The sequence below is a fragment of the Prevotella sp. oral taxon 317 str. F0108 genome, assembly GCF_000162415.1.
In the GTDB taxonomy this organism is placed as follows: domain Bacteria; phylum Bacteroidota; class Bacteroidia; order Bacteroidales; family Bacteroidaceae; genus Prevotella; species Prevotella conceptionensis.
On record NZ_GG740072.1, the window covers coordinates 1,177,875 to 1,201,754 of the forward strand.

Below are 23,880 nucleotides of genomic sequence, written 5' to 3' on the forward strand. Positions count from 1 at the left end.
TCCCGAAGGTAACTAATGCCCAAACAAACAACTTCACCATCAGCGCCAATGTAGACAATACCGACTGGTTGCAACACATTTTCAACGTTCCGCTGAACATCGAGCGTCCCATCAACTTTGCCGCCAGCATGAACGATGCACAAAAAACGCTCAACATCACCCTCAAAGCGCCCAGTTTCAGCTACGACGGGCACCGCATTGAGGGCGGCGAAATGACGGTCAGCACGCTGAACGACACGCTCAAACTGGCTGCACAGGCCACAAACGTGGCCGAAAACGGCAAAAAAACGTGGTGTAAAGTGCAAGCTACGGCGGCCGACAACAAGATTTCGTCTACCATTTCGTTCGACAACCTGCGCAAACCCTTACTAAAAGGCGAATTGAAATGGCAAACCACATTCTTTAAGAACGACGAAGGCGAGGCCACTGCCCAAGCAACGTTCCAACAATCGGACATAACCGTGGGCAATGCCATTTGGCAAGTGAAACCTTCGCAGGTAACATACAGCAAAAATCGTGTGCTGTTCAACAAGTTCGCCATTGCGCGCGGCAAGCAACTCATCGCCATAGACGGGGCCGCAACCAACAATGCGCACGACTCGCTCATGGTCGAACTCAAAGATGTAGACGTTAGCTACATGCTCAACCTGGTTAATTTCCATGCCGTAGAGTTTGGCGGACGTGCCACTGGCACAGCCATCGTAAAGACACTTTTCAACAATCCCAACGCATACGCCAACTTGCGGGTGAACGATTTCACCTTCGAAGAGGGCGACATGGGTACGCTGGTTGCCGGGGTAAAGTACAACAACGAGAAAGGAAACGTGGAAATAGACGCCATTGCCAGCGACGGACTGAACGCCAGAACCTTTATCAACGGTTATGTTTCGCCCAAACACAACAACATCGACCTGGCCATCAAGGCCAACAACACCAACATCGCCTTTATGGAAACCTTTTGCAAGAGTTTCATGCACGGCGTTAAGGCCTACGCCAACGGCGAGGTGCGCCTCTCGGGGCCGTTAAGCTACATCAATCTTACAGGGCAGTTGGTGGCCAACGGCAGCTTTACCATGACCCCGTTGAACACCGTTTACACGCTGACAAACGACACGGTGCACTTTGTACCCAACAGGATAGACCTCAACGCCTGCCGCTTTACCGACCGAAACGGGAATGTTGGCACGCTAAGTGGTGAGATTAGGCACGACCACCTTACCGACCTAAGCTACAACCTCAGCGTAAAGGCCAACAATTTGCTGGCATACGACACCAAGACCTTTGGCGAAAACACCTTCTATGGAACGGTGTACGCTACGGGAACTTGCAACATTAGAGGGCGGAGTGGAGAAGTAAACATCGACATCGATGCCACACCCAACCGCAATTCCGTACTGGTTTACAATGCGGCCAGCCCGCAAACCATAAACAACAACTCGTTCATTCATTGGGGGGCTGATGCGCTGCTCACCGCCGAAGAGCAGAAAGCGCAGGAGCCCGAAACCGAAGACCAAGCGCATAACGACAACCAAACGGCCGACATACCAACCGACCTGCACCTCAACTTCTTGGTGAACTGCACGCCCGATGCCACGATACGGCTCATCATGGACAAGCAAAGCGGCGACTACATCTCGCTAAACGGCTATGGCGTGCTAAGGGCCACCTATTATAATAAAGGTGCATTCGACATGTTTGGCAACTTCGCCATCGACCACGGCGTGTATAAGCTCACCATACAAAACGTGATTAAGAAAGACTTCACTTTCGAACAGGGCAGCACCATCGCCTTTAATGGCGACCCGTATGCAGCCCGACTCAACATGAAAGCCATCTATACGGCCAACAGTGTGAGCCTTTCCGACCTCAACTTAGGCAAGAGTTTCTCTAACAACACCATTCGCGTTAACTGCCTGATGAACATCACAGGCACACCTGCCGCACCCAAAGTGTCGTTCGATTTAGACTTGCCCACAGTCAATTCTAACGCCAAACAAATGATATACAGCCTTATCAACGGCGAAGAGGAAATGAACCAGCAGGTGCTTTACCTTCTGGCCGTGGGGCGTTTCTATACACAGGGCCGCAACAATGCCGACTTGGGCAACAGCAGCACACAAAGCACAACATCGTTGGCCATGCAAAGTTTGCTAAGCAGCACGCTTAGTCAGCAGCTTAACAACGTGCTTGGAACGGTTGTAAACAACACCAACTGGAACTTCGGGGCAAACATTGCCACAGGCGACGATGGTTGGGGCAATGCCGAATACGAAGGATTGCTCAGCGGTAGGTTGCTCAACAACCGCCTGCTGATTAATGGTCAGTTTGGTTATCGCGACAACGTGAACACCACCAAGAGTTTCATTGGCGACTTCGACATCCGCTATCTGCTGTTCCCAAGCGGCAACATGGCCATCAAGATGTACAACCAAACCAACGACCGCTACTTTACGCGCAACAGCTTGAACACGCAAGGCATTGGCTTGATATTGAAAAAAGACTTCAACGGCTGGAAAGACCTCTTTGGAATAACAAGCCGAAAGAAGAAAAAAACCAAGGCCGCAAAGAAGAAATAGCGGTATTGCCTGCGCATTGAACATGCTTAATGGATGTTCGGCGCGGCAAAACCGCCACTCGACTGCCCCTTTATGCCCCCTTATATATCAGCTTGTCTACTCATCAACTGGTTAACTTGTCAACCCGACAACAGGTTAACTGGTTAACTTATCTACTTCTTAACTTGTCAACTCGTCTACTGTTTAACTTGTCAATTCGCCTACTGGTTAACTTGCCAACTTGTTAATTTGTCAACTCATCTACTTGTTAACCCGTCGACTTTCTATCTCGATTTTGTCATTTTTTCAGCACAAAGTTCAACACGAAAAGTGGCATTAAAATCATCCAGCCTGCCACTCGGCCGCAAAAAATGGAGTATTGCAAGGGGTTATTAAGGTAAAAATTGGTACTGCACACAACAGTGTGCAAGCCATTTTAATACTGCATAAATACACATACGATGCAAAAACAATTGCGTTTTGCACCAAAAAGCAGTGCAAAATGCAGCAAAACGCAATGCAAAACACGGCAAAACGCAAGGTAAAATGCAGCAAAACGCAAGGTAAAACGCTACAAAACGCAGGGCTAAATGCCGTAAATTGCAAGCCAAAGGTAAAAAATAGCAGTTCCCACAGAGGTGATATTATGTTTATACAGCATAAATATACAGGCTGCAAGTGCGAACTAGCAGCACCAAAACATGGTAAATTCGATGCAAAATGCCCATTTTGGGATGCAAAATGGGCATTTTGGAGGTGATAAAATTGGCGAGCCACGGAGCAAAGAGAAAAGCAAAGTGATACAAAATGCACACAAGATGCGCAAATTTGGACAGAACAAAACGGCCACAAAAACACAATACAGCCGCTAAATGTATGGTTTAAGACTGCAATTTGCGCTAGAATGGAGCGGCGGAAAAGAGCGTTTTGTAAAATATATTTACCCCTCTTAGGCTATTCAAAAAAACTCTACAACTTTCCCCTTACTGCCCTACTGCTTACTTCTTACTACTTACTACTTACCATCCTACCATTTACTCCTCACTGCCTTACTGCTTACTACATACAGCTCTACTGCTTACTACCCTACTACTTAGTACCCTACAACTTACTACCATACGCCATCCTACTCTACTCCATCCTACTCTACTCCATACTACTTAGTACCCTAGTTACATCCTATTTCAACTCCTTACTACCCTGCTACATTCTACTCTACTACTTACTACCCAACTACATTCTACTCTACTACTTACTACCATACTACTTACTACTCTACTACTTACTACTCTACTACTTACTACTCTACTACCAACCACTCTACCACTTTCATTAATCGCACAGAATGGATGCCACAACACACCGCTTTTCCTTCAACAATGCAAGCGAGCTGTTGGTTATTAAAGAGTTAATGGATGGAGCACACCTTATATATATATAAATCCGACAAAGGCTGCACAGATGGTTCGGCAGCTAAATTAGCGGCCAAATCGAAAAAAAAGGCGGAAATAATTTGCAGGTTCGAAAAAACATAGTACCTTTGCAGCGCATTTAGAGAAATGCCTTAGTAAAAACAAGCTGCGGGAATAGCTCAGTTGGTAGAGCACAACCTTGCCAAGGTTGGGGTCGCGAGTTCGAGTCTCGTTTTCCGCTCAACATTCTGAATAACACTAGTTGCTGCCCAGGTGGCGGAATTGGTAGACGCGCACGTTTCAGGTGCGTGTGTTTAACAGCGTGCAGGTTCGAGTCCTGTTCTGGGCACATTTATTCAGAATGACTTATCTTAATGATGGAGAGGTGGCGGAATTGGTAGACGCGCTACTTTGAGGGGGTAGTGAAAATTGTTTCGTGGGAGTTCGAGTCTCCTCCTCTTCACATTTGTATTTTTTATTCAGTGACGCGGGAATAGCTCAGTTGGTAGAGCACAACCTTGCCAAGGTTGGGGTCGCGAGTTCGAGTCTCGTTTTCCGCTCTTTCAGAGAAACATATTTATCAATGAATTTATACTTAAGATATTTTGATAAGGAAACGTTAGTTGATAATGTAGAAAAAGCACTTGACTTTCTCCAATCTATCCCGGAAATAGGCATGAACATCGACTTGGAAAACGATATCCGTGACTATGTGGCTAGTGATGTGTATTATCCTAAACGTTATAAAGTTCGCCCACGAGTTTATTTTATCATCATCAAGACGGTTGCCGCTACGATGCTCGACTTTAAGCAAAAGAAGGCCGTACAGCAATTGCCCGTTAGTAACGGATACGACAGACGTGACCTGGCCGCAACTGCTATGACCCGCCTGACCGAGGAACGACCGGGATGGTACGAAGGCGAACTAGACTTCAAACGCGTGGTGCTTGTTCCATCTACGGGCAAATACGAGTATCGCGACACCCATTTTGTGGTTCATTGCAAAGCCATGTCGGGACAAGATTGCTACGACCGCATGATAGATAACCTAAGCGAGCGCGTGGACAGACGTTCGCAATTCCCCTCACCCAAAGGAAAGAATTTCAGGTTTAGGTACTTGGGCAGATGGAAATAAACTTAATGGCCGAGCTATATGAATAAGGTGATGCTGATAGGGAACGTAGGGAAAGACCCCGAAGTTCATTATTACGAGGCCGATACGGCTGTGGCACAGGTTTCATTGGCCACAACCGAACGAGGCTATACGCTGCAAAACGGCACGAAAGTGCCCGACAGAACAGACTGGCACACGGTGGTGTTTTGGAAAAGCTTGGCCAAGACTGTTGAAAAATACGTGCATAAGGGCGACAAACTGTATGTTGAAGGCAAGGTAAGATACAGAAGTTACGACGACAAACAAGGTAAACGCCAATACGTAACCGAGATTTGGGCAGACAGCTTGGAAATGCTAACGCCCAAAAACCTAAGCAGGCAGGAGCCACAAGCCCACGAGCCAAGCACCCGAACGGAACAGTCGGAAGAGCAGAAAGACAATCAATTACCATTTTAACTTTGTTCGTAGATTTTGGATACCTCCTTCTTCTATAATGCGTTCGCAGACATATACGTACAACATCCAACGATGGGTGTTGTATTTGCGTTTGTCTTGGCAATAGTTTTGCTTGGCGTTTCGGGCTTTGCCAGTGGTTCGGAAATTGCGTTTTTCAGCCTTTCACCATCCGACATTTCGGAACTCGACTTGGAAAAGAGCCTTAAAGACAAAAACATTAACATGTTGCGCGAGGACTCGGAGCGCACGTTGGCCACCATCCTCATCACAAACAACTTTGTGAATGTTACCATAATCATGTTGCTTAACTACGTGTTTGCCAACGTAGTACACTTTGGTCCGCGGGCCTATTGGCTGCAATTCCTCATCCTAACCATCCTCCTCACTTTCCTTTTGCTGCTCTTTGGCGAAATCATGCCCAAGGTTTTGAGCCGACAAGCCCCCTTGTTGTTCTGCCGCAGGAGTGTTGCGGGCGTGCTGTTTCTCCGAAAACTCTTTTGGCCACTCGAAACTGTGCTCCTTAAAACGGGCATGGTGGCCGAAAAGATGATGGGAAAAGAAAGTGTTACGCTAAGTGTTGACGACTTGGAACAGGCCTTGGAACTGACCAACAAAGAAGACCTGAAAGACGAAGAGAAACTGTTGCAGGGCATCATACGTTTTGGCGACGAAACGGCTAAGGAGATAATGACCAGCCGAAAGGACATTGTGGACATTGATATCAAGTGTAATTTCAGCGAGGTACTGGAAAGTATAAAGGAAAACAATTACAGCCGCATACCCATCTATCAAGACAACACGGACAATATAAAGGGAGTGCTGTATGTAAAAGACCTCTTGCCGCACCTAACGAAACCGCATACGTTTAGGTGGCAGAGCCTGATTAGGCCGCCATATTTTGTTCCCGAGACGAAAAAAATCGACGACTTGTTGCGCGATTTCCAAGAGAACAAAATACACATTGCCATTGTTGTAGACGAATTTGGTGGCACTAGCGGACTTGTTACGCTAGAAGACATACTCGAAGAAATTGTTGGAGAGATTAACGACGAGTACGACGACGAGACGGAAAAGACCTATACGAAGTTGAATTACAACACGTTTGTCTTCGATGGTAAAACGCTGTTGAGCGACTTGTGCAGGATACTCGAAGTGGATGACGAGGAGTTTAGTGAGGTTGAAGGTGGTGCCGACACGCTGGCTGGCCTTCTTCTTGAACTTAAAGGCGACTTCCCCTCGATTGGCGAACGCCTAAATTACAAGAATTACTTGTTCGAAATACTCGCCATTGAGGAGCGTCGCATTAGTAGAGTGAAGGTTGTTGTTCATCCTTAACCCCTCTCAATACGCCCGACATCAATTGTTTCTCGCCCCTACATTCCCCCTATACCCCCGCGCTGTAAGAGATTTATATACGTGCTGTGTTTCTCTTATGCCCTTTAATATCCTTTAATTCCCCATTATGCCCCTTTTGCGTATAGAGCGTTTAGGCGAAGATGCCACCCTTGGCTTGTGGACATTGACCGAAGAAGAACGTTTCTTCTTCGATAACTATCCCTGTCTGCACAGCTTTCAAAAGGAGATAAACACCATCGGAAGTAAGCAAAGGCGTATGGAGAAACTGGCAACACAAGCCTTACTCTTCGAAATGACGAAGAACACAGAACTTACTATTGAACACGACAACAACGGAAAGCCCCTAGTTAAGGGCTATCATGTAAGCATAAGTCATACCAAGGGACTTGTGGCTCTGATGCTTTCTACCACTCGCGAGGTAGCAGTAGATGTTGAATACGATAGCGATAGGGTTAGCAGAATTGCCCATAAGTTTGTCAACACCAATGAAACGATGCCCACCAACGCCCACCTTTTATTGGCATGGTGTGCTAAGGAAACCATTTATAAGTACTTTTCATCCGACAATTTGTTGTCGTCTGACATCTATTTACAGCCTTTCAAGGTCGAAGATAATGGCATTATCGTTGGCAGAAACCTCAAAAGAAACCTTCTTGTTTCTGCTCGCTATTCGCGTTTTAATGGTTTCACGATGGTTTACATATAGGCCAAACAGCCGACATGCTCTGCAAAAAAAGCACACTCCCCCACCCCTATCAACCGAACGATGCAGGATGTGAGGCGTTGCAACAAACGCTTTTTATCCTTCATTTAAATACAATGCGACCCTAAAATCAAGATAAATAGTGTCAATCGTTACGTAAACTTATATAAAATGCGTAACTTTGCGGTATAATCTAGACGAAAATGAAGAAAAGATATCTTATATTTACGCTCATCATGGCTTGTTTTTGCACCGCTGGTTACGCGCAAAGAAAAAAGGTGAAAGCCGCGGTTAAGCCCAAACCACAACCTGTGCAACTAAGCGCAGCCGACCTATTGTACCGCAATATGCTGGGTGCAACGGCCAAAGTGATGTTTGTTGACAGTGTTGTTGTGGAGAAATCGCTCTTCCTTTCGAGCATTCCACTGAACCCAGAGGCAGGAACACTGACCTCGTACCCCGCCTTCTTTAAGGAACATAAGTATCTGGATGGTTCTGTTTATGAGAACGAATTTAAGAACACCATCTACTATTCGGAAGGCGATTCCACGCGAAGGTCGGCCATTTACACTTCCGACCGCATCGGAACAGAATGGAGCGACCCTCAAAGACTTAGCGAAATAGGCGACGAATTTGAACAACAAAACTACCCTTTCCTCATGGCAGACGGCATAACCCTGTTTTTTGCAGCCAAGGGAGCCAACAGTTTGGGTGGGTACGACCTCTTTATGACGCGCAAAGACGGAGAAACGGGTAAGTTTTTTCAACCCGAAAACTATGGAATGCCGTTTAACTCTACCGCCAACGACTATCTGTTGGCCATCGACGAGATGGACAACTTGGGCTGGCTGGTGAGCGATAGGTTTCAACCCGAAGGCAAAGTGTGCATCTACACGTTTGTACCAACAGCCCAACGCCTATCGTTTAAGGAGGGCGAAGTGAGCCAACAGCAGTTGGAATCGTTGGCCAAGCTAAGCAGCATCGCCCAAACATGGTCGTTTGGCAATAGAGACCAAGCCCTAAAAAGCATCGAATCGCTTAAAGCACGCAGTGCAAAGACAACGAAGACAACAGCTTTCCGTTTCCCCATCAACGATGCAAAAGTGTACACTTCCCTATCCCAATTCAAGACGAAGCAAGGGAAGGAACTATACATGGAGCTTACCGAGCTGTATAAAAAGCAGGCCAAAGCCGTGCAAACACTAGAAGAGAAACGCGCCATCTACCACAAGGGGCGCTACAACGAGGCCGAGGCAATTAAAGCTTTGGAGAAAAACGTTGAGCAACTGGACACCAAAATACACGCCACGGAGAAGGCCATCAGGAACTACGAGAACAAGTAGAACGACATTTATGGCAGGTTCTAAAAATTAGCTTGGCCGTATTTTTAGAACCTGCCATATAATAGGGAAACCGCGTTCGATGGTTCGAGAAATGACTACTCAACAGCATATAAACACCACACCAAAGCATTCATCGACTAACGAATTCTAAAAACTTCGTCTCACTAACGCCTCAAATAAAGAGCCAACAAGCTCAACAACTTATAAACTTACCAACTCACGAACTAATAAACTCCATAACTTATGCCTAAATTCTTTGCAGAGTCTGAACTCATTATCAACGGAGACGGAAGTATTTTCCACCTCCACGTAAAGCCCGAACAACTTGCCGACAAGGTAATCTTAGTTGGCGACCCTGGAAGAGTGTCGCTCGTTGCCTCACATTTCGACAGCAAAGAGTGCGACATCGAGAGCCGCGAGTTCCACACAATCACAGGAACTTACCACGGAAAACGCATCTCTGTGGTTAGCACGGGTATTGGATGCGACAACATTGACATCGTGCTAAACGAACTAGATGCGCTAGCCAACATCGACTTTAAAACCAGAACGGAGAAAGAACAGCTACGCCAACTTACCTTAGTGAGGATTGGAACCTGCGGCGGACTGCAAGAATACACGCCCGTTGGCACGTTCATCGCTAGCGAAAAGAGCATTGGCTTTGATGGTTTGCTGAACTTTTACAGCGGGCGTAACGACGTTTGCGACCTGCCTTTCGAAGAAGCTTTCAAGCAGCACATGCAATGGAACCCACAATTATGCGCACCATACGTTATCGATGCCGACAAAGATACCCTCGAACGCATTGCTGGCGATGAAATGGTACGAGGCGTTACCATCGCCTGCGGTGGCTTTTTCGGTCCCCAAGGCAGAGAGTTGCGCATACCACTGGCCGACCCTAAGCAAAACGAAAAGGTAGAAAGCTTTGAATACAATGGCTATCGCATCACCAATTTCGAAATGGAAAGCAGTGCATTGGCAGGTCTTGCCCGACTGATGGGACATAAAGCCGTAACCTGTTGCATGGTAATTGCCAACAGACGAGCAAAGAACGTGAATGCTAACTATAAGAACTCGATAGACGAACTAATAAAACTGGTACTCGAAAGAATTTAAAGAAATGCAAGCCCTATTAAACGACCGTCAAACAATATGTGCCTTGGCCACTTCTGTTGGCGGGGCTTTGGGCGTGATACGCGTGTCGGGTAACGATGCCATCGACATCGTAGACCACGCCTTTAAAGCACCCAAAGGCAAAAAATTGCATGCACTACCACCACAAACAGTGCAATACGGACACATTGTAGACGAAGGAGAGCAAACCATCGACGAAGTTCTCGTTACGTGTTTTCGCGCTCCACACTCGTACACGGGCGAAAATTCAGTGGAGATTTCGTGCCACGGCTCCGCCTATATACTAAACGAAGTGCTTAAACTACTGGTGAGATTGGGATGCCGACAAGCGCAACCAGGCGAGTTTACACAACGTGCTTTCCTTAATGGAAAGATGGATTTGAGCCAAGCCGAGGCCGTGGCCGACCTCATTGCAGCCACCAATAGGGCCAGTGCGCAGTTGGCTTTGGGGCAACTGCGCGGCCATTTCTCTGGCGAACTCGCTGCACTTAGAGACAAGTTGCTGCACATAACGTCGCTGATTGAGCTGGAACTAGATTTCAGCGACCAAGACGTAACCTTCGCCGACCGCCAAGAATTGCAAGCCTTAGCCGAAGAAATTCGCACCAAAATAGCAACGCTCGCCACTTCATTCGAAACAGGAAGGGCGATAAAGGCAGGCATATCGGTGGCCATCGTGGGCAAAACCAACGTTGGGAAAAGCACTTTGCTTAACCGATTGCTGAAAGAAGAACGTGCCATCGTCAGCGATATTCATGGCACTACGCGCGACGTGATTGAAGATACCATACAGATTAACGGCATCAACTTCCGCTTTATCGACACGGCTGGCATCAGAAAAACAAGCGACGAGATTGAGTCGTTGGGCATTGAACGCACTTATCAAAAGCTAACCGAGGCCGCCATCGTGCTTTGGGTGATAGACAAAGCACCCACATTAAGCGAAATAGAAGAGATGAACGCGCACACGCGAGGTAAGCGCCTCATTGTGGTTTCAAACAAAACCGATGCACAATCGTTCGCATTCCCCACTTTCTCGTGGACCGAACAGCCCACATTCGTATCTGTTTCGGCCAAGTTCAACACCAACATCGAAACTCTAGAAACTTGCATCTACAACGCGGCAAACATCCCAGAGATACACGAAAACGATGTGGTTGTTACCAACGTACGCCATTATGAGGCCCTTTCGCACGCGCTCGCAAGCATCCAACGTGTGCTTGAAGGCATCGCTCTCGACCTCAGCGGCGACCTTCTTGCCGAAGACCTACGCCAATGCCTGCACTTCTTAGCCGAGATAACAGGGGGCAGCATCACCTCTAATGAGGTTCTTGGCAACATATTTAGGCATTTTTGCATCGGGAAATGATTGTAATATAATCACTTTTATCTACTAAGAACTCAATTAAAATCAAGCAATATACATGGTCAGCAAACTAAGGGCCACATAAAACCACATTGACAGATGAAGAAATGTATTTCTATCCTGCTGTTCTTTACCCTTTGTATTATAGCTAACGCACAAACCGACAGCACTGCAACAAGAACATTGGGTGAGGTTGTGGTGAACGCCAAAGGACAAATTGAAACTGCGGAGAAAGCGGTGCTCACGCCTACGACGCTAGAAAAGCGGCACGCCACTAATGGTTTCGAATTGTTGAACGTGATGCAAACGCCCGAACTAGACGTGTCGCCACGAACAAACAGCATCTCCACGAAGGGTGGAGGGCAAGTGGTATTGTGCATCAATGGTATGGAAGTGCTACCCGAAGACGTGTCTACGTTGCGGGCCAGCAACATTATCAGCATCGAATACATACGAACGCCCAGCGGAAAGTATGCCGGCAAGGCCGCTTTGCTCAACTTCATAATCAAGCAAATGTCGTATGGCGGCAATGTTTACTTATCGGCCAGCGAAGGATTTGCCTACAAGAACGGCGACTATTTGGCCTTTACCGACTTTACGAAGAAACAGCTAACGCTCTCTGTTGCTGTTTCGGCCGACTGGAAACACGACCATAGCCACATCGAAGGACACGACTTGTTTCGCTTTGCAGACAACTCCACACTCGCCAACAGCTACTCAACAGACCACTCTTTGCGCAAACAAAACAGCCAATCGGCACGTTTCCGACTATCACATACGGGCAATAAACATCAGTTTGTTTCGTACCTAAACCTCACTCGACAGGCTGAACCAAGCGTAAAGACGATAACGAACAACCAATACACAGGGAAATACAACCTTGCCACAACGCGAACAACAACCACAAACGGCAAAAGTCTAGCCCCAACGCTATATGCCAACTACGTTGTTTGGCTCCCGCACAAACAAACTATCGACGTTTCGGGTTCGTTTGCATGGGGAAACAACAGCTATAATAGCACGAACAACGAAACGGCACAGGCCAACATCATCTCGAAAGCTGTCGAAAGAAACATCGCCGTGAACGCAAATGCACGGTATTCTAAGTCGCTTAACGGTAGTACAACGCTGTCTGCATCGCTCTGGCACAACCATAATTACTATAAAGATACCTACACGGGAACCACAGAAGGGCTGCAACGGCTCACCACTAACCAAACAGGTGCCTTGGCACAACTAAGCGGATCGGGGCAGAAACACTCCTATTACATATCGGCAGGCTTATCAAATACGGCGGTTTCGCTTAACAACCAGCATTACAATTATTGCGTGCCTATGGCCTTTTATGGAGGAAATTATGCTTTCAACGATAGACAGGCACTTTCGCTTAACGGCTATCTCACCCACACCATGTTCGACCCATCTAACAAAAACGACATGACCGTGCCCACATCTTTCTTCCAATCGGTAAAGGGAAACCCCGATTTGGCACTCATTAAAGTGTTTGGCAACACACTAACTTTTAACGCGCAGTGGGGAAAATCAAAGGCATCGATTTTTTATAACAGCAATATTTACTTCAAAAATATTGCGCACCTCTTCACCGCAGACGCCAACACCATCTACGATATGCGTGTGAACGATGGCACATTCTATGGAAACATGCTGGGCGTTTCCTATGCTTTGAGTGCCTTTGCCGATAAGCTGCGTCTTGATGTTACTGCCCTTGAAGAGTATAACGTGATGCGAGGCAATACGTATAACATGCAGCGTAACGTGTTTCGACTAAGAACTTCGTTAGCTTACCTCCTGGGCGATTGGATGTTTAGCTTGCTATACCAAACGCCACGTACAGATTTGGATATCCGCGAGCCTTTCCTTATACGCATGCAACCCATCTATGAAATGGCCATCAATTGGAACCACAAGGCTTGGGCGGTGGAGTTTGCGCTGTGTAACGTGTTCTCGCGGTATGCCAAACAGCGTATCACTATGGACTATGGGCACTATAACCGAGATTCATGGCTCTATAACGAACCCAATGGACGCGTCATCAACTTGAAAATTACATACAGCATCGGTTACGGAAAGACTAAGCAACGGGGCGAGATGGAATTGAATAAGAACATCAACAGTGCCATTATCAAAGGCTTTTAGTGGAGAAAGACACGTTAACTTGTACGCTTGTAACCTCTCCGTTCGTCAACTTTCCAACTGGTCAATTAAACAACATCTCGTTAACTTGTCAACAAGACAACATCTCGTTCACTCGTTAACTTGTTAACTCGTCAACTCAAATATTTATCCTCTCTTCAGTAAAATTTAGCCCTAATAGTTCAATACGCAATTATTGTTGCCCACCAAACTTCAAATCGGCTCGGTTTCTCTATCCGCAATGCCCATCAATAGGCATTGCGGATTTCGTTTTCGAAAAGTAAGTCCCCCTTTCAGACTATCATTCATTCCAAAAGTTATTCCGTGCAAGTGCTCTTATACTGGCACAAGAGTTTAATTCACCAACGTCACGCAATGGCACTGAATAACAGGCATAAGATTGTAAAACCTTTGTACCAAAATTTAACATTGTGAGTGCCCTCGCCGTAAAATATCCAGGCATCGGTCAGATTTTCGCGCGTATTTTTAAAGTTTGTAACCGCTTGACTCATTGATGTTTACGCGAAACAAGGTGCAATAACATGCTTTTTAGCATGTATTAGGGGTACAAAACGACATTAAGTGCTCAACCAAACACCACCAAGCTGTTTTTCATTCAAAACGTTCAAAATGCCTATAAATAACGCTTAAAATAGTGCATCTTATGGGTTTTGGCTGCATTTTGTAGCATTTAACCTCGCGTTTTGCTGCACTTTGTCTTGCGTTTTGGTGCACTTTGCCTTGCGTTTTGGTGCAAAATACACTGCGTTTTGGCGCAAAATGCACTGCGTTTTGGTGCATATTGCGATGCGTTTTGCTGCAAAATGCGTTGCAACATCCAGCGATTAGATCCCATTTTCTTGTCGTTACGGATGCAAATTTGGGAGAATTTTTCTTCAAAGAGAAATGCAAAAGCATAGTAAATGGCCAAAAACGGAGGGGACAAGCACGCAAAAAATGCTGAAAATTCATCGTTTGGGTGTATTTTATATAGCTTTTAGCGGGTATTTTCTTCTAGAACGGTTCGGCCGAAGAACGCTTTTTTGTAAAATATATTTATCGTTTTAACAAATCGTTAACAGACGATTTCGGAGATAAGAACAACAGCTATGCGCCGGCAAAAGCAATAAGGCTAAACATGATGGGCGAAATGATGCGAACGAGTTTAAGTTCTTACCGAGTTGATGATATAGGGTAACGAAGCGCGCAGGGCGTTCAAGCTTTACCCTGTGTTTCGCCTTTAACCCCAATCGGCTGCAATACATGAACCTTTGGAAACGGCAGCTTTTAAAGCAGAAAGCCACTCAATAAATCTCTTCTAGCTCTCCCGTTTCAGAATCAATGATGAACCCTCGAACCACAACATCTTTTGGAACTAGCGGGTGAGTCTTGATGGTATCTACGGTTTTACGCACAGAAGTATGCGTATCTTTAAAACCTTCAAGCCAAGAGTCGAGGTCTACTCCACATTTACGGATGGTGTTTAGCGTTTCGTCTGTTATGCCACGAGCAATCATTTCGTGGTGAAAATGGTCGTAGTTCATGTGGCAAGCACCGCAATGCGAGTGAGCCACCACCATGATTTCTTTCACACCCAGTTCGTAAATGGCCACAATAAGACTTCGCATGGCCGAATCGAAGGCAGAAATAACCAAGCCTCCTGCATTCTTGATAATCTTTGCATCACCGTTTTTTAGTCCCAATGCTGCGGGAAGAAGTTCGGTAAGTCTTGTGTCCATGCAAGAAAGCACGGCCAATTTCTTGTCTGGATACTTATCCGTGATATACTTTTCGTAGCCTTTTTGCGCCACAAAAGTCTTGTTATGGTTTATTATTTGGTCTATCATAACCGAGGTTTTTAATGTTGAAACTTGTTTATTTCATTAAATGCTTAAAGCACTTGCAGTAAAATTACGAATGCTAATTTACGACATTTTCCCCTACCCTATGCTAAGTTGGCATAAATAACTGCCCTTCTTCAAAGCATTATTAACAATTCAAAGCCGATATATGGCAGAGCCTTACAGCAATTACAACGTGGTAAGAAGGTTTGTTGGTATACCGTGAAAGGCTAATAACAGCTTAGGCTAAAGATGCGACACCAAGACAAGAACAGTTTCAGATACATCATACAAGAATGTGTATTTCAAATAAATTACTGTAACTTTGCATGAGCAAAGAACAAACTCACGTCAAAGAACGCCAATCAACTTCGATGACGTAACGTTTAAAAATATAATAGATAAACAATAGATTATGACTAGGGTATTTGTAATGTCAACCTGTCCGGATTGTGTTCAGGTAAAGGCACAGCTGGCAGATAATCCTGCCTACGAATTGATAGATATTGGCGAACATGTAAGAAATTTAAAGCAATTCTTGGCTCTTCGCGACTCCAACCCTGCGTTTGCAGAGGTTAAGAAACATGGTAGCGTTGGCATTCCATGCTTTTTGTTAGAAGACGGAAACGTACAGTTTGCCTTAGACAACATCACGATAGAAGACGCCCCCGAAGGTGCCGCTTGCAGCCTTGACGGAAAGGGATGTTAAAAACAACGACTTATGTTAGAACATATTGCAGAATTTACAGCATGGCCCATACTTACGGGTTTCTTGATTGGCTACATTGCCAACCGCATCATGAGCGGCGAGGGCAAAGGTTGCTGCATGAACTTTATCGTAGGCGTTGTGGGTAGCTATGCTGGTACGCTTATCAGTCACCTGCTGAACATCGAGTTGTTCGGCAGAGGCTATATCACCAACTTCGTTTTCTGTGTGCTTGGAGCTGTGACTGTGCTATGGGTTTGGAAGAAAATATTTGACTAGAACGATGAAAGGCATTACATCACCTGTCGTTCTTGTTTACCTCATCGCCGTCAACGCGTTGGGTTTAGTTCTGTTTGGCATAGACAAATGGAAGGCCAAGCATACCAAATGGCGCATTTCTGAACCCACGCTTTTAGCCATTGCCGCCATTGGAGGCAGCATTGGCTCATGGATTGGCATGAAAATGTGGCATCATAAAACGCTGCATAAGAAGTTTAAGTATGGCATACCACTGATTATGATGGTTCAATTCGCCTTATTGCTGTTTGCCTTATATAAGGCAAACAGCGTATAACGCAAGCAAACATAACTCTGCACACGGCATTTGGACAAGTACTGCCGTGGGTATAGCCCAAAACACCACACAACTGCTAAAACAAAGAAAAGAGACCAAACATAAACGCAAGAGGAAGAGGCTACACAATAAAAAGTTTCTGTTCTATATCAAGATTTCTTTGGCATATGCCTACATCAATAGAGGACAAACCAAGTAATAACAGAAAACAAACTAAGTAATGACATCGAAAATTGGTTGGATAGATTTCTCGCCACTACACAGAGAGCGTGTTAAGAGGTTCATTGAACTGATGGAAGAAGACGGCGTTCAAGACGAATTGGGTGTTGGTACTATTCGTGATGCCATGTCTAACAAGCTGTTTCCTGGTTTTTCTACACTCCACACCCGCGCCAAATATTTCTTTATTACACCCTACATCCTACTAGACAGAGAGCGTAAACAAAGAAAATCGGAGTCTGGAAAAGACTATTTCAACAGAGTGGAGATTGAGACCAACAATACCATTATTAAATTCTACGAATCGTGCAAGGAACGTAAGGAGGAAAGTTACTTTGGTAAGTTTAAAAAAGACGGAGTTCTAAAAAGACAGCCATCAGAAATCTACTGGAACGGAATTACAACATTACGCCTTGTTAATTACGACGGCACGTTAGACCAATTACTACGTGACAAACACTCAACAATAGAAGAATTACTTTCTTGCAATCAAGGCGACGACACGGTAAAAGAACAAGGAGAGAACAACAAGCCAAGGGTTGTCGATGCTGGTTCTGCAGATGGATGGATAGAGAATATCACAGAAAAAGGGTTAACGCTAACTTCGGTTGAAGCGCAAATACTGCGTGATCGCTTGATAAAACATACTCCAAACAGCTTACCAACAGAACTTTTGACTAATGATGAAGTGTGGGAGGTGTACAAAGCAGCCGCTTATAAAGATAAAGGAAACGAGCAAATAACGAATGCGTTCATTAACTTTGTAGAGAAAGCATACAAGCTGGTGGAGAATGAAGAACTACGCACGAACTTGATAACCGCTCACGACTTGTCTCTATTCTTGTATGGACCGCACATCGCTTATAACTTACGGCTTGCAGAACAAGTAAAAGCGGCAGAGAGTGTTATACAAGAACTAAGAGACATGGGAATTGTATGGCTTGAAACACTTGAACAAAGAATGATAGACTACAAGAGGTTCGACATTAGCAACTGTATGCAGGATGTAAATGTTAAGCCCACAACCCGTTTGTTTCTGAAAGAAGTGCAACAGCTCGTAACCCAACAAGAGAAATGGCAGGATATAGAACCTGAGCTTTGCGATCGTGTTGAGAAACAAGAAGAAAGAAACAAAAAGACTAAAAGTAGATTCTTTAAATTAAAGAACAATCGCGTTGTTGACGAAAACGAAAAAGGTGCATGGGTTGGACTAGGGCTGATTAACTATCGCTATACTGCCGCATTAGCCGTTATGAAAGATGTTCAGGAGGTTTTAGGAAAATAAGGAAAGCTACAACATGAGTGTTTTAGAAAAGAGTAACCGTCTTGATTACGGGTTATCGCTCGCACCCGATGAAGGTTGGACTACATCGTGGGCCATCGGTACAACATACAGTTTAGACTTGAATGTATTGCTAAACATCCCACTGGCGTTGTTTCATGGCAAATACTTGTCTGAAAACAGCGACGTAAACAATCTTCGTTCAGACATGCTAGATGCCCTCAACAAGGTTAAAGACCGTATGTTTATATTCGTTCACGAGAACAATATCCACGCTAAGTGCAAGTTTTCGACGCTGATAGGCTTTATCGACCAAAGTATATGGCCCTTTAAGGTAGAAACGGCCTACCATAACTTTCACCCCAAGCTGTGGTTGGTTAGATATGAAAAGGACAACGACAAGCAAACATATAAATATCGCCTGATTGTAATGAGCAGGAACATTACGGACGCAACAGATTTCGACATAGCTGTTACGATGGACAGCGATGCTCCGAGTGAAGAACATCACGATAATGATTCTTTACAGCAAATGGTAGTCATGCTAATGAAACGAACTGGGCAAACGAAGATAATAAATCAGATTAAAAAGGAGCTGAAAGGCATACGCTTTATGGCTCCATATCCTTTTGATAAAAGAGCGCCTAAGTTTTTCCACCATAGCAACAAGTCTTTCACTTCTCCGCTTATAAGCGACGACAAATACAAAGAGCTTTTAGTAATTAGCCCATTTATAGACAACTACTCTTTGGAACGACTCTCACGCAAGACAGAAACTAAGCCCATTTTGATTAGTAGAGAGTTGGAATTAGACAAATGTAAGCCAGAGGTATTGGAGAAATGGGACTGTTATCAATGGAATAACATGTTAGAGGAAGCATCTGATTATGAAGAAAACGAAAGGGCGGAAGACGAAAGCAAGCCTTATGGCATTAATCTGCACGCCAAGATTTTCATTGCGAAGGAGATTTCAGGCAGAAGAAACAACTGGTTTGTTGGTTCGGCAAACTGTACTAGGGCTGGATTGGAGAAAAACCACGAGGCAATGCTACAACTAAGCAGCAACAATGAAGACACTTCTCCGCAAAATGCCCTAGAAACACTCCTTCCTCGTCTAATAACAAAGTACACGCCCAAAGAAAAAGTGCTACAACAGGAAGATGGAAAAGAACAAATGCGCGAAATAGTTTTCGATTTGTCTCAGCTAACTTTCAAGTCGCAAATTATCAAAGGCACAAATGGTAGATATGCAATGGAGGTTGCCGTAGAATCAAGCGAATGGAAAGCTTTTATCGGAAAGTATCAGGGCATTAAGATCACCATGCAGCTGTTTGCAAGCGATTTAGACCGTTGGATTATTACAAAAGAATGCTGCCATAAGTTCAAACCATTACTGTGCCAACAGTTGTCGCCCTTTGTGTCTATCACCATTAAAAACGGAGAAGAGGAAAAGAAATTCTTGCTGAAACTCCCTTTGGAAATGCCTGATGAGCGCTTAGGACACATCATGGCAGAGATTTTAGACAATGAAGAGAAAATAATGAGATACTTTATGTTCTGCCTAGATCCATTAACGGATAAAGAACAACAAAAGATAGGCAGTGGCATTACCAGGTACAACAGCCATATAAGCAAAGAGTATCAGGATTATTCACTTCCCATATATGAGAAATTACTATTATCTGCCAGCAGAAACAGAGCGGCTTTGGCTGAGATTGGCAAAAGCATTAAACAGCTAAAAAACACCTATGGTAAAGATGGGAAACCGCTTTTAAGCGAATCGTTTAAAGACATGTGGAAATTGTTTGCAGCTTATATAAAATGAAATACGAAGATAAAGTAAAAGAAACTTATTCAGACCTACGTGACTTTCAAAAAGTAACGGTCGACTATCTCGTTCAACGCATGTTTGACGAAGGGCAAGGTAGGATGTTGGTTGCCGACGAAGTTGGCCTTGGAAAGACCTGGATTGCCAAGGGCGTTATAGCTCAGGCCTACGTCCGTTGGTGCAAAATGGCGAACAAAAAGTCAAAACACTTTAACGTTTACTACATTTGTTCCAACCAACAATTGTTTACTCAGAACCTAGGTAAAGTGAACTTCACAGGTGAAAAGTGCTGCATTGCCAATGATATAAATAGGATTTCCATGCTTGCCCTTAAACCTTTGCATGAGAATGAGCCTGTGCAGATATACGCATTAACCCCGGATACTTCGTTTAGCAATAAATCAAAGCAAGGCATTAAAGAAGAACGCTACATTCTATACGCCATCTTACAGCAAACAAACGAGTTTAACAAGGTGCATCTTTCGAACCTTTTAAGGGGTAATGGAGTACAAAAACAAAATTGGAATCCTGAAAGTGAAAAGGCTAGATACTTACAACGAGTAAAAAATAACGTGACAGAAGCCTATATCAAAGCATTAAAAACCAACCACATTCAACGCGAAAACCTACCGACGGCATTCGAAACCTACAATCTTCCAGAAAAGATAACGACATGGGAAATGCTCAAATCGGTGGTCGAAGTGTTCGACAGAAGAAAAGCATATGCTACCATCTACAACGAGATTATAGGTTGCATGCGTAAAGAGATGGCCGACGTTTGCCTTAAACACATGGACGCAGACTTGTTTGTTATGGACGAGTTTCAGCGATATAGCCAACTAATCGACAACAATTGTCAATCAGAACAAGACACTATCGCCCAAAAGATATTCGGACAAAGCAAGGTGAAAGTGCTGATGCTCAGTGCCACACCTTTCAAAGCATATACCAATCAATATGACGAACAACTGGGAGAACAACATTATAAGGAGTTCAAACGCGTATTGGAATTTCTATATGAAGGAAGACCAATAAACTGGCAGCACCTTGAAGAGAATAGAGCAAGATTATATTCTCAAATGCTCCTATTAAACAATGCCGATGACAAAGAAATGTTATTGAACGAAATTCAATCGCTGAAAAAAGAGGTAGAGGACGTGTATTCGCGCGTTATCGTTCGAACTGAAAAGCTAATCGCATCGAACGACCCGAACGCAATGATTGTGGAACCCAACAAACAACCCCTGAATATAACGAAACAAGAGGTTGCATATTTCGTACATCTCGATAAGGTATTCAAGACTATTTACGAGAAACAGGGCGAACACGCACCATCACCCGTCAACTATGCCAAGTCTGCTCCCTACGCCATGTCTTTCCTCCGCGAATATAAGGTTGGAGAGAAAGCGCAACACAACAACGTTACGATGCGGAAAGATGCGTTTGTAGACCTGAATGAGGTGAACAAGTACAATTTCCCTAGGGACGGACATTGGCCGCACGAGAAACTGCGCCTGCTCATGAAAAACATGAAACAAGAGTCTAAGTTGCTTTGGTGTCCCCCTTCATTGCCTTACTATCCCTGCGAGGGTGCGTTCAAAGGACAAGAGCAATTTACAAAGACGCTTGTCTTTTCAGCATGGAAGCTAGTACCAAAGATGATTGCCACTTTGGTTTCTTACGAGGCGGAAAGACAAACCCTTGGGAAATTGAATCACATAAAAGGGGTGAAGTACTTTGCCGACAAGCGCGTTGCATCACTAGGCGACAAAGCCCGGAAACCAACTAGAAGGTTGGTGCCTTCGAAGGAGGGGCCAATGACTACCCTACTCCTTGCATATCCCTGCATAACACTTGCAAAGAAACTAAACCCTGCTCAATTTATACAATCGGGCAAAACGTTAAAGCAAATAGTAGAACAAGAAACGCAGGAATGGGAAACTCAAATTAAAGCATTCTGCAATAAAGAGGGAAAGGTCTACAATCATGAAGACTCACATATAAGTTGGACTTATCCAATGATATGCGATAGTAACCTAGAAGGAAGATGGGAGCAAGAAACAGCTTGGGAAATTGACGACCAAGACAAAAACTCGGCACTTGTTACCCACAACATACCACGACTAAAAAATATCCTAACGAAGGAAGAAAAAATAAATATCCCTAAAAATCCAACGAAAAAGGAACTGCATCAACTTTCAAAACTAATGGCTACGATGTCTATTGGCTCACCCGGTGTTTGCGCATACAGGTCGTTGTGCCAATACTATCCTGACAACAACGAAACTTTTTCATGTGCTTTCAAGATTGGCCGCGCCTTTATCGACCTCTTTAACAAGCCCGAAAGCACAGCCGTAGTAGAACTGCTCTACACAAAGCAGAAATCAATGGAATATTGGCAAAAGGTTATCCAGTATTGTGCCGGCGGAAACCTGCAAGCAGTATTAGACGAATATGTGTTTATGCTCTCATCTAACTGCGATGGTATACAAAAACTCACTGAAAAGTTATGCTCGGCTTTAACGATAAGGACATCAACGTTTAAAGTTGACGATGCACAAAGTTTCGGAAAGAAAGAGAACAAGGAGAACAACATCAGATACAGCATGCGTTCACACTTCGCTGCGCCATTTGGAGTAAACGCCGAGAGCAGCCAAGGAAGTGAAAAACGAGCAACAGACATTCGCGAGGCGTTCAACTCGCCATTCAAACCTTTTGTGCTGGCAACCACAAGCATAGGACAAGAAGGGCTCGACTTTCATTGGTATTGCAGAAAAGTAATGCATTGGAATCTTCCTAACAACCCCATTGATTTCGAACAACGTGAAGGTAGGGTTAACAGGTATAGAGGAATGGTTGTTAGGCAGAGGGTTGCAGAAAAGTACCATGCGAACGTAGCCAACACAAACAAACTGTGGGACACGCTGTTTGAACTAGCAGAGAAAGATAAGGCCGATGCTAAGTTCCCTTGCGACCTCGTTCCAAACTGGCACTTCGAATCCAAAGGGGTAAGTATTGAGCGTGTTGTTCCTTTATACAAGTTCAGCCAAGACATACAGAGGTACGAAAAGATGCTCCACGTGCTTGGATTGTATCGGTTAACCTTCGGACAACCTAGGCAAGAAGAACTTGTAGAAGCCTTAAATTGCGAAATAAGTGCGGAAGAATTGGACAAGCTACTGATAGATTTGTGTCCTATGCGGCGTGCAGAGGGCAAAACTAAGAACAAGCCCAAAGCTTAATAAAGCTAGCTGGGCATGTTTTCCTTGTTCAAACGGACGAACGTCTTAAAAAAACAAAAGCGTGAAAAGGTGAAAAACAACTGCACCCACGTCTTGCCACTTACTTCAAACCGCCGATACGTTTCTTCCAATCCTCCAAAGTTATTTTAGTAAAATGTTCCGTGCGAAAGTCGTTCATCAACGGAACAGGCTTGTTTTCTTCTGTATGACTGTAAACGAACCCACATTTCTCTTGTGCTCGTTTTGATTTCTCGTTGCCATCGTAATACCCACACCAAACAGTAGTATGCTGTAAGTTCTCAAAAGCATATCGAAGTAATTCGTTTACCCCTTCTGGTATTAGGCCTTGTCCCCAATAGGGTTCACCAATCCAATAACCAATCTCACACTCGTTGTCTGCGATCCTTGCGCTATGGATTTCACTTTTTGAAGTCATTATGCCAATGCTGCCAACAACCTCGCCCGTTTCTTTTAATACAACCGCATAGGTTTCTGGGGCAGACAGCACATTCTTTATGATTTCGCGGCTGTTCTCTACGCCGGTATGCGGTGGCCAGCCCGCAATGGGACCAACGTTAGGATTACTCGCATACTT

The 23,880-nt window shown here is 44.7% G+C and carries 18 protein-coding genes and 4 tRNA genes; 20 read left to right on the forward strand and 2 right to left on the reverse strand.

All coding sequences use genetic code 11. From position 1 onward, the window contains the following. From HMPREF0670_RS04385 to HMPREF0670_RS04450, 14 genes are all read left to right on the forward strand, one after another. On the forward strand, positions 1-2,576 hold a 2,576-nt coding region (locus tag HMPREF0670_RS04385; RefSeq protein WP_009229965.1), incomplete at its 5' end, for a translocation/assembly module TamB domain-containing protein. A 358-nt stretch (positions 2,577-2,934) separates the two neighbouring features. Then, positions 2,935-3,315, forward strand: a complete 381-nt coding sequence (locus HMPREF0670_RS04390) for a hypothetical protein (RefSeq protein ID WP_157579540.1) — start codon at positions 2,935-2,937, stop codon at positions 3,313-3,315. Positions 3,316-4,135: 820 nt separating this feature from the next. Next, a tRNA-Gly gene (locus HMPREF0670_RS04395) sits at positions 4,136-4,208 on the forward strand. 26 nt (positions 4,209-4,234) lie between these two features. Continuing rightward, positions 4,235-4,316 (forward strand) — tRNA-Leu (locus tag HMPREF0670_RS04400). A gap of 30 nt (positions 4,317-4,346) precedes the next feature. Further along, a tRNA-Leu gene (locus HMPREF0670_RS04405) sits at positions 4,347-4,430 on the forward strand. 24 nt (positions 4,431-4,454) lie between these two features. Continuing rightward, a tRNA-Gly gene (locus tag HMPREF0670_RS04410) sits at positions 4,455-4,527 on the forward strand. Between the two features lie 23 nt (positions 4,528-4,550). Further along, positions 4,551-5,102, forward strand: a complete 552-nt coding sequence (locus tag HMPREF0670_RS04415; protein WP_009229969.1) for a hypothetical protein — start codon at positions 4,551-4,553, stop codon at positions 5,100-5,102. An 18-nt stretch (positions 5,103-5,120) separates the two neighbouring features. After that, positions 5,121-5,537 carry a single-stranded DNA-binding protein gene (locus HMPREF0670_RS04420; RefSeq protein ID WP_009229970.1) on the forward strand — a complete coding sequence of 139 codons (417 nt, stop codon included), beginning with the start codon at positions 5,121-5,123 and terminating at the stop codon, positions 5,535-5,537. A 72-nt stretch (positions 5,538-5,609) separates the two neighbouring features. Continuing rightward, entirely contained in the window at positions 5,610-6,872 is a 1,263-nt protein-coding gene (gene gldE / locus HMPREF0670_RS04425; protein ID WP_009229971.1) for a gliding motility-associated protein GldE, read from the forward strand. 127 nt (positions 6,873-6,999) lie between these two features. Continuing rightward, a complete protein-coding gene (locus HMPREF0670_RS04430) occupies positions 7,000-7,599 on the forward strand; it encodes a 4'-phosphopantetheinyl transferase family protein (RefSeq protein ID WP_009229972.1) in 600 nt (199 codons plus the stop codon). A 200-nt stretch (positions 7,600-7,799) separates the two neighbouring features. Beyond that, positions 7,800-8,939, forward strand: coding sequence for a hypothetical protein (locus HMPREF0670_RS04435; RefSeq protein WP_009229973.1), 1,140 nt, complete (start codon positions 7,800-7,802; stop codon positions 8,937-8,939). A gap of 243 nt (positions 8,940-9,182) precedes the next feature. Then, positions 9,183-10,055 (forward strand): nucleoside phosphorylase, encoded by an 873-nt coding sequence (locus tag HMPREF0670_RS04440; protein WP_009229974.1) that lies wholly within the window; start codon positions 9,183-9,185, stop codon positions 10,053-10,055. Between the two features lie 4 nt (positions 10,056-10,059). Next, on the forward strand, positions 10,060-11,442 hold the full coding sequence (gene mnmE / locus HMPREF0670_RS04445) for a tRNA uridine-5-carboxymethylaminomethyl(34) synthesis GTPase MnmE (protein WP_009229975.1): 1,383 nt from the start codon (positions 10,060-10,062) through the stop codon (positions 11,440-11,442). A gap of 96 nt (positions 11,443-11,538) precedes the next feature. Continuing rightward, positions 11,539-13,596, forward strand: coding sequence for a hypothetical protein (locus HMPREF0670_RS04450; RefSeq protein WP_009229976.1), 2,058 nt, complete (start codon positions 11,539-11,541; stop codon positions 13,594-13,596). A 1,301-nt stretch (positions 13,597-14,897) separates the two neighbouring features. Here HMPREF0670_RS04450 and HMPREF0670_RS04455 read toward each other — a convergent pair. Next, positions 14,898-15,440, reverse strand: a complete 543-nt coding sequence (locus HMPREF0670_RS04455) for a beta-class carbonic anhydrase (RefSeq protein WP_009229978.1) — start codon at positions 15,438-15,440, stop codon at positions 14,898-14,900. Positions 15,441-15,849: 409 nt separating this feature from the next. On the opposite strand from HMPREF0670_RS04455, the gene HMPREF0670_RS04460 reads away from it, so the two are divergent. From HMPREF0670_RS04460 to HMPREF0670_RS04485, 6 genes are all read left to right on the forward strand, one after another. Then, positions 15,850-16,143 (forward strand): hypothetical protein, encoded by a 294-nt coding sequence (locus HMPREF0670_RS04460; RefSeq protein ID WP_009229979.1) that lies wholly within the window; start codon positions 15,850-15,852, stop codon positions 16,141-16,143. A 12-nt stretch (positions 16,144-16,155) separates the two neighbouring features. Next, positions 16,156-16,419, forward strand: coding sequence for a GlsB/YeaQ/YmgE family stress response membrane protein (locus tag HMPREF0670_RS04465; RefSeq protein WP_009229980.1), 264 nt, complete (start codon positions 16,156-16,158; stop codon positions 16,417-16,419). Between the two features lie 4 nt (positions 16,420-16,423). Beyond that, a complete protein-coding gene (locus HMPREF0670_RS04470) occupies positions 16,424-16,714 on the forward strand; it encodes a DUF1294 domain-containing protein (protein ID WP_009229981.1) in 291 nt (96 codons plus the stop codon). A gap of 220 nt (positions 16,715-16,934) precedes the next feature. Next, complete coding sequence (locus HMPREF0670_RS04475) at positions 16,935-18,218, forward strand: DUF6361 family protein (RefSeq protein WP_044077693.1); 1,284 nt, start codon at positions 16,935-16,937, stop codon at positions 18,216-18,218. Between the two features lie 13 nt (positions 18,219-18,231). Beyond that, on the forward strand, positions 18,232-20,040 hold the full coding sequence (locus tag HMPREF0670_RS04480) for a phospholipase D family protein (protein WP_009229983.1): 1,809 nt from the start codon (positions 18,232-18,234) through the stop codon (positions 20,038-20,040). After that, a complete protein-coding gene (locus tag HMPREF0670_RS04485; protein WP_009229984.1) occupies positions 20,037-23,285 on the forward strand; it encodes a helicase-related protein in 3,249 nt (1,082 codons plus the stop codon). Before HMPREF0670_RS04480 ends, HMPREF0670_RS04485 begins: the two co-directional genes overlap by 4 nt. 100 nt (positions 23,286-23,385) lie before the next feature. Here HMPREF0670_RS04485 and HMPREF0670_RS04490 read toward each other — a convergent pair. Next, the coding region (locus HMPREF0670_RS04490) for a GNAT family N-acetyltransferase (protein ID WP_009229985.1) at positions 23,386-23,880 on the reverse strand (495 nt) is incomplete at its 5' end.

What these genes read in the sequence shown, in the direction of transcription:
- HMPREF0670_RS04415 (WP_009229969.1), top strand. Translation starts at nt 4,551, where the DNA reads ATGAATTTATACTTAAGATATTTTGATAAGGAAACGTTAGTTGATAAT.
- HMPREF0670_RS04420 (WP_009229970.1), top strand. Translation starts at nt 5,121, where the DNA reads ATGAATAAGGTGATGCTGATAGGGAACGTAGGGAAAGACCCCGAAGTT.
- gldE (WP_009229971.1), top strand. Translation starts at nt 5,610, where the DNA reads ATGGGTGTTGTATTTGCGTTTGTCTTGGCAATAGTTTTGCTTGGCGTT.
- HMPREF0670_RS04430 (WP_009229972.1), top strand. Translation starts at nt 7,000, where the DNA reads ATGCCCCTTTTGCGTATAGAGCGTTTAGGCGAAGATGCCACCCTTGGC.
- HMPREF0670_RS04435 (WP_009229973.1), top strand. Translation starts at nt 7,800, where the DNA reads ATGAAGAAAAGATATCTTATATTTACGCTCATCATGGCTTGTTTTTGC.
- HMPREF0670_RS04440 (WP_009229974.1), top strand. Translation starts at nt 9,183, where the DNA reads ATGCCTAAATTCTTTGCAGAGTCTGAACTCATTATCAACGGAGACGGA.
- mnmE (WP_009229975.1), top strand. Translation starts at nt 10,060, where the DNA reads ATGCAAGCCCTATTAAACGACCGTCAAACAATATGTGCCTTGGCCACT.
- HMPREF0670_RS04450 (WP_009229976.1), top strand. Translation starts at nt 11,539, where the DNA reads ATGAAGAAATGTATTTCTATCCTGCTGTTCTTTACCCTTTGTATTATA.
- HMPREF0670_RS04455 (WP_009229978.1), bottom strand. Translation starts at nt 15,440, where the DNA reads ATGATAGACCAAATAATAAACCATAACAAGACTTTTGTGGCGCAAAAA.
- HMPREF0670_RS04460 (WP_009229979.1), top strand. Translation starts at nt 15,850, where the DNA reads ATGACTAGGGTATTTGTAATGTCAACCTGTCCGGATTGTGTTCAGGTA.
- HMPREF0670_RS04465 (WP_009229980.1), top strand. Translation starts at nt 16,156, where the DNA reads ATGTTAGAACATATTGCAGAATTTACAGCATGGCCCATACTTACGGGT.
- HMPREF0670_RS04470 (WP_009229981.1), top strand. Translation starts at nt 16,424, where the DNA reads ATGAAAGGCATTACATCACCTGTCGTTCTTGTTTACCTCATCGCCGTC.
- HMPREF0670_RS04475 (WP_044077693.1), top strand. Translation starts at nt 16,935, where the DNA reads ATGACATCGAAAATTGGTTGGATAGATTTCTCGCCACTACACAGAGAG.
- HMPREF0670_RS04480 (WP_009229983.1), top strand. Translation starts at nt 18,232, where the DNA reads ATGAGTGTTTTAGAAAAGAGTAACCGTCTTGATTACGGGTTATCGCTC.
- HMPREF0670_RS04485 (WP_009229984.1), top strand. Translation starts at nt 20,037, where the DNA reads ATGAAATACGAAGATAAAGTAAAAGAAACTTATTCAGACCTACGTGAC.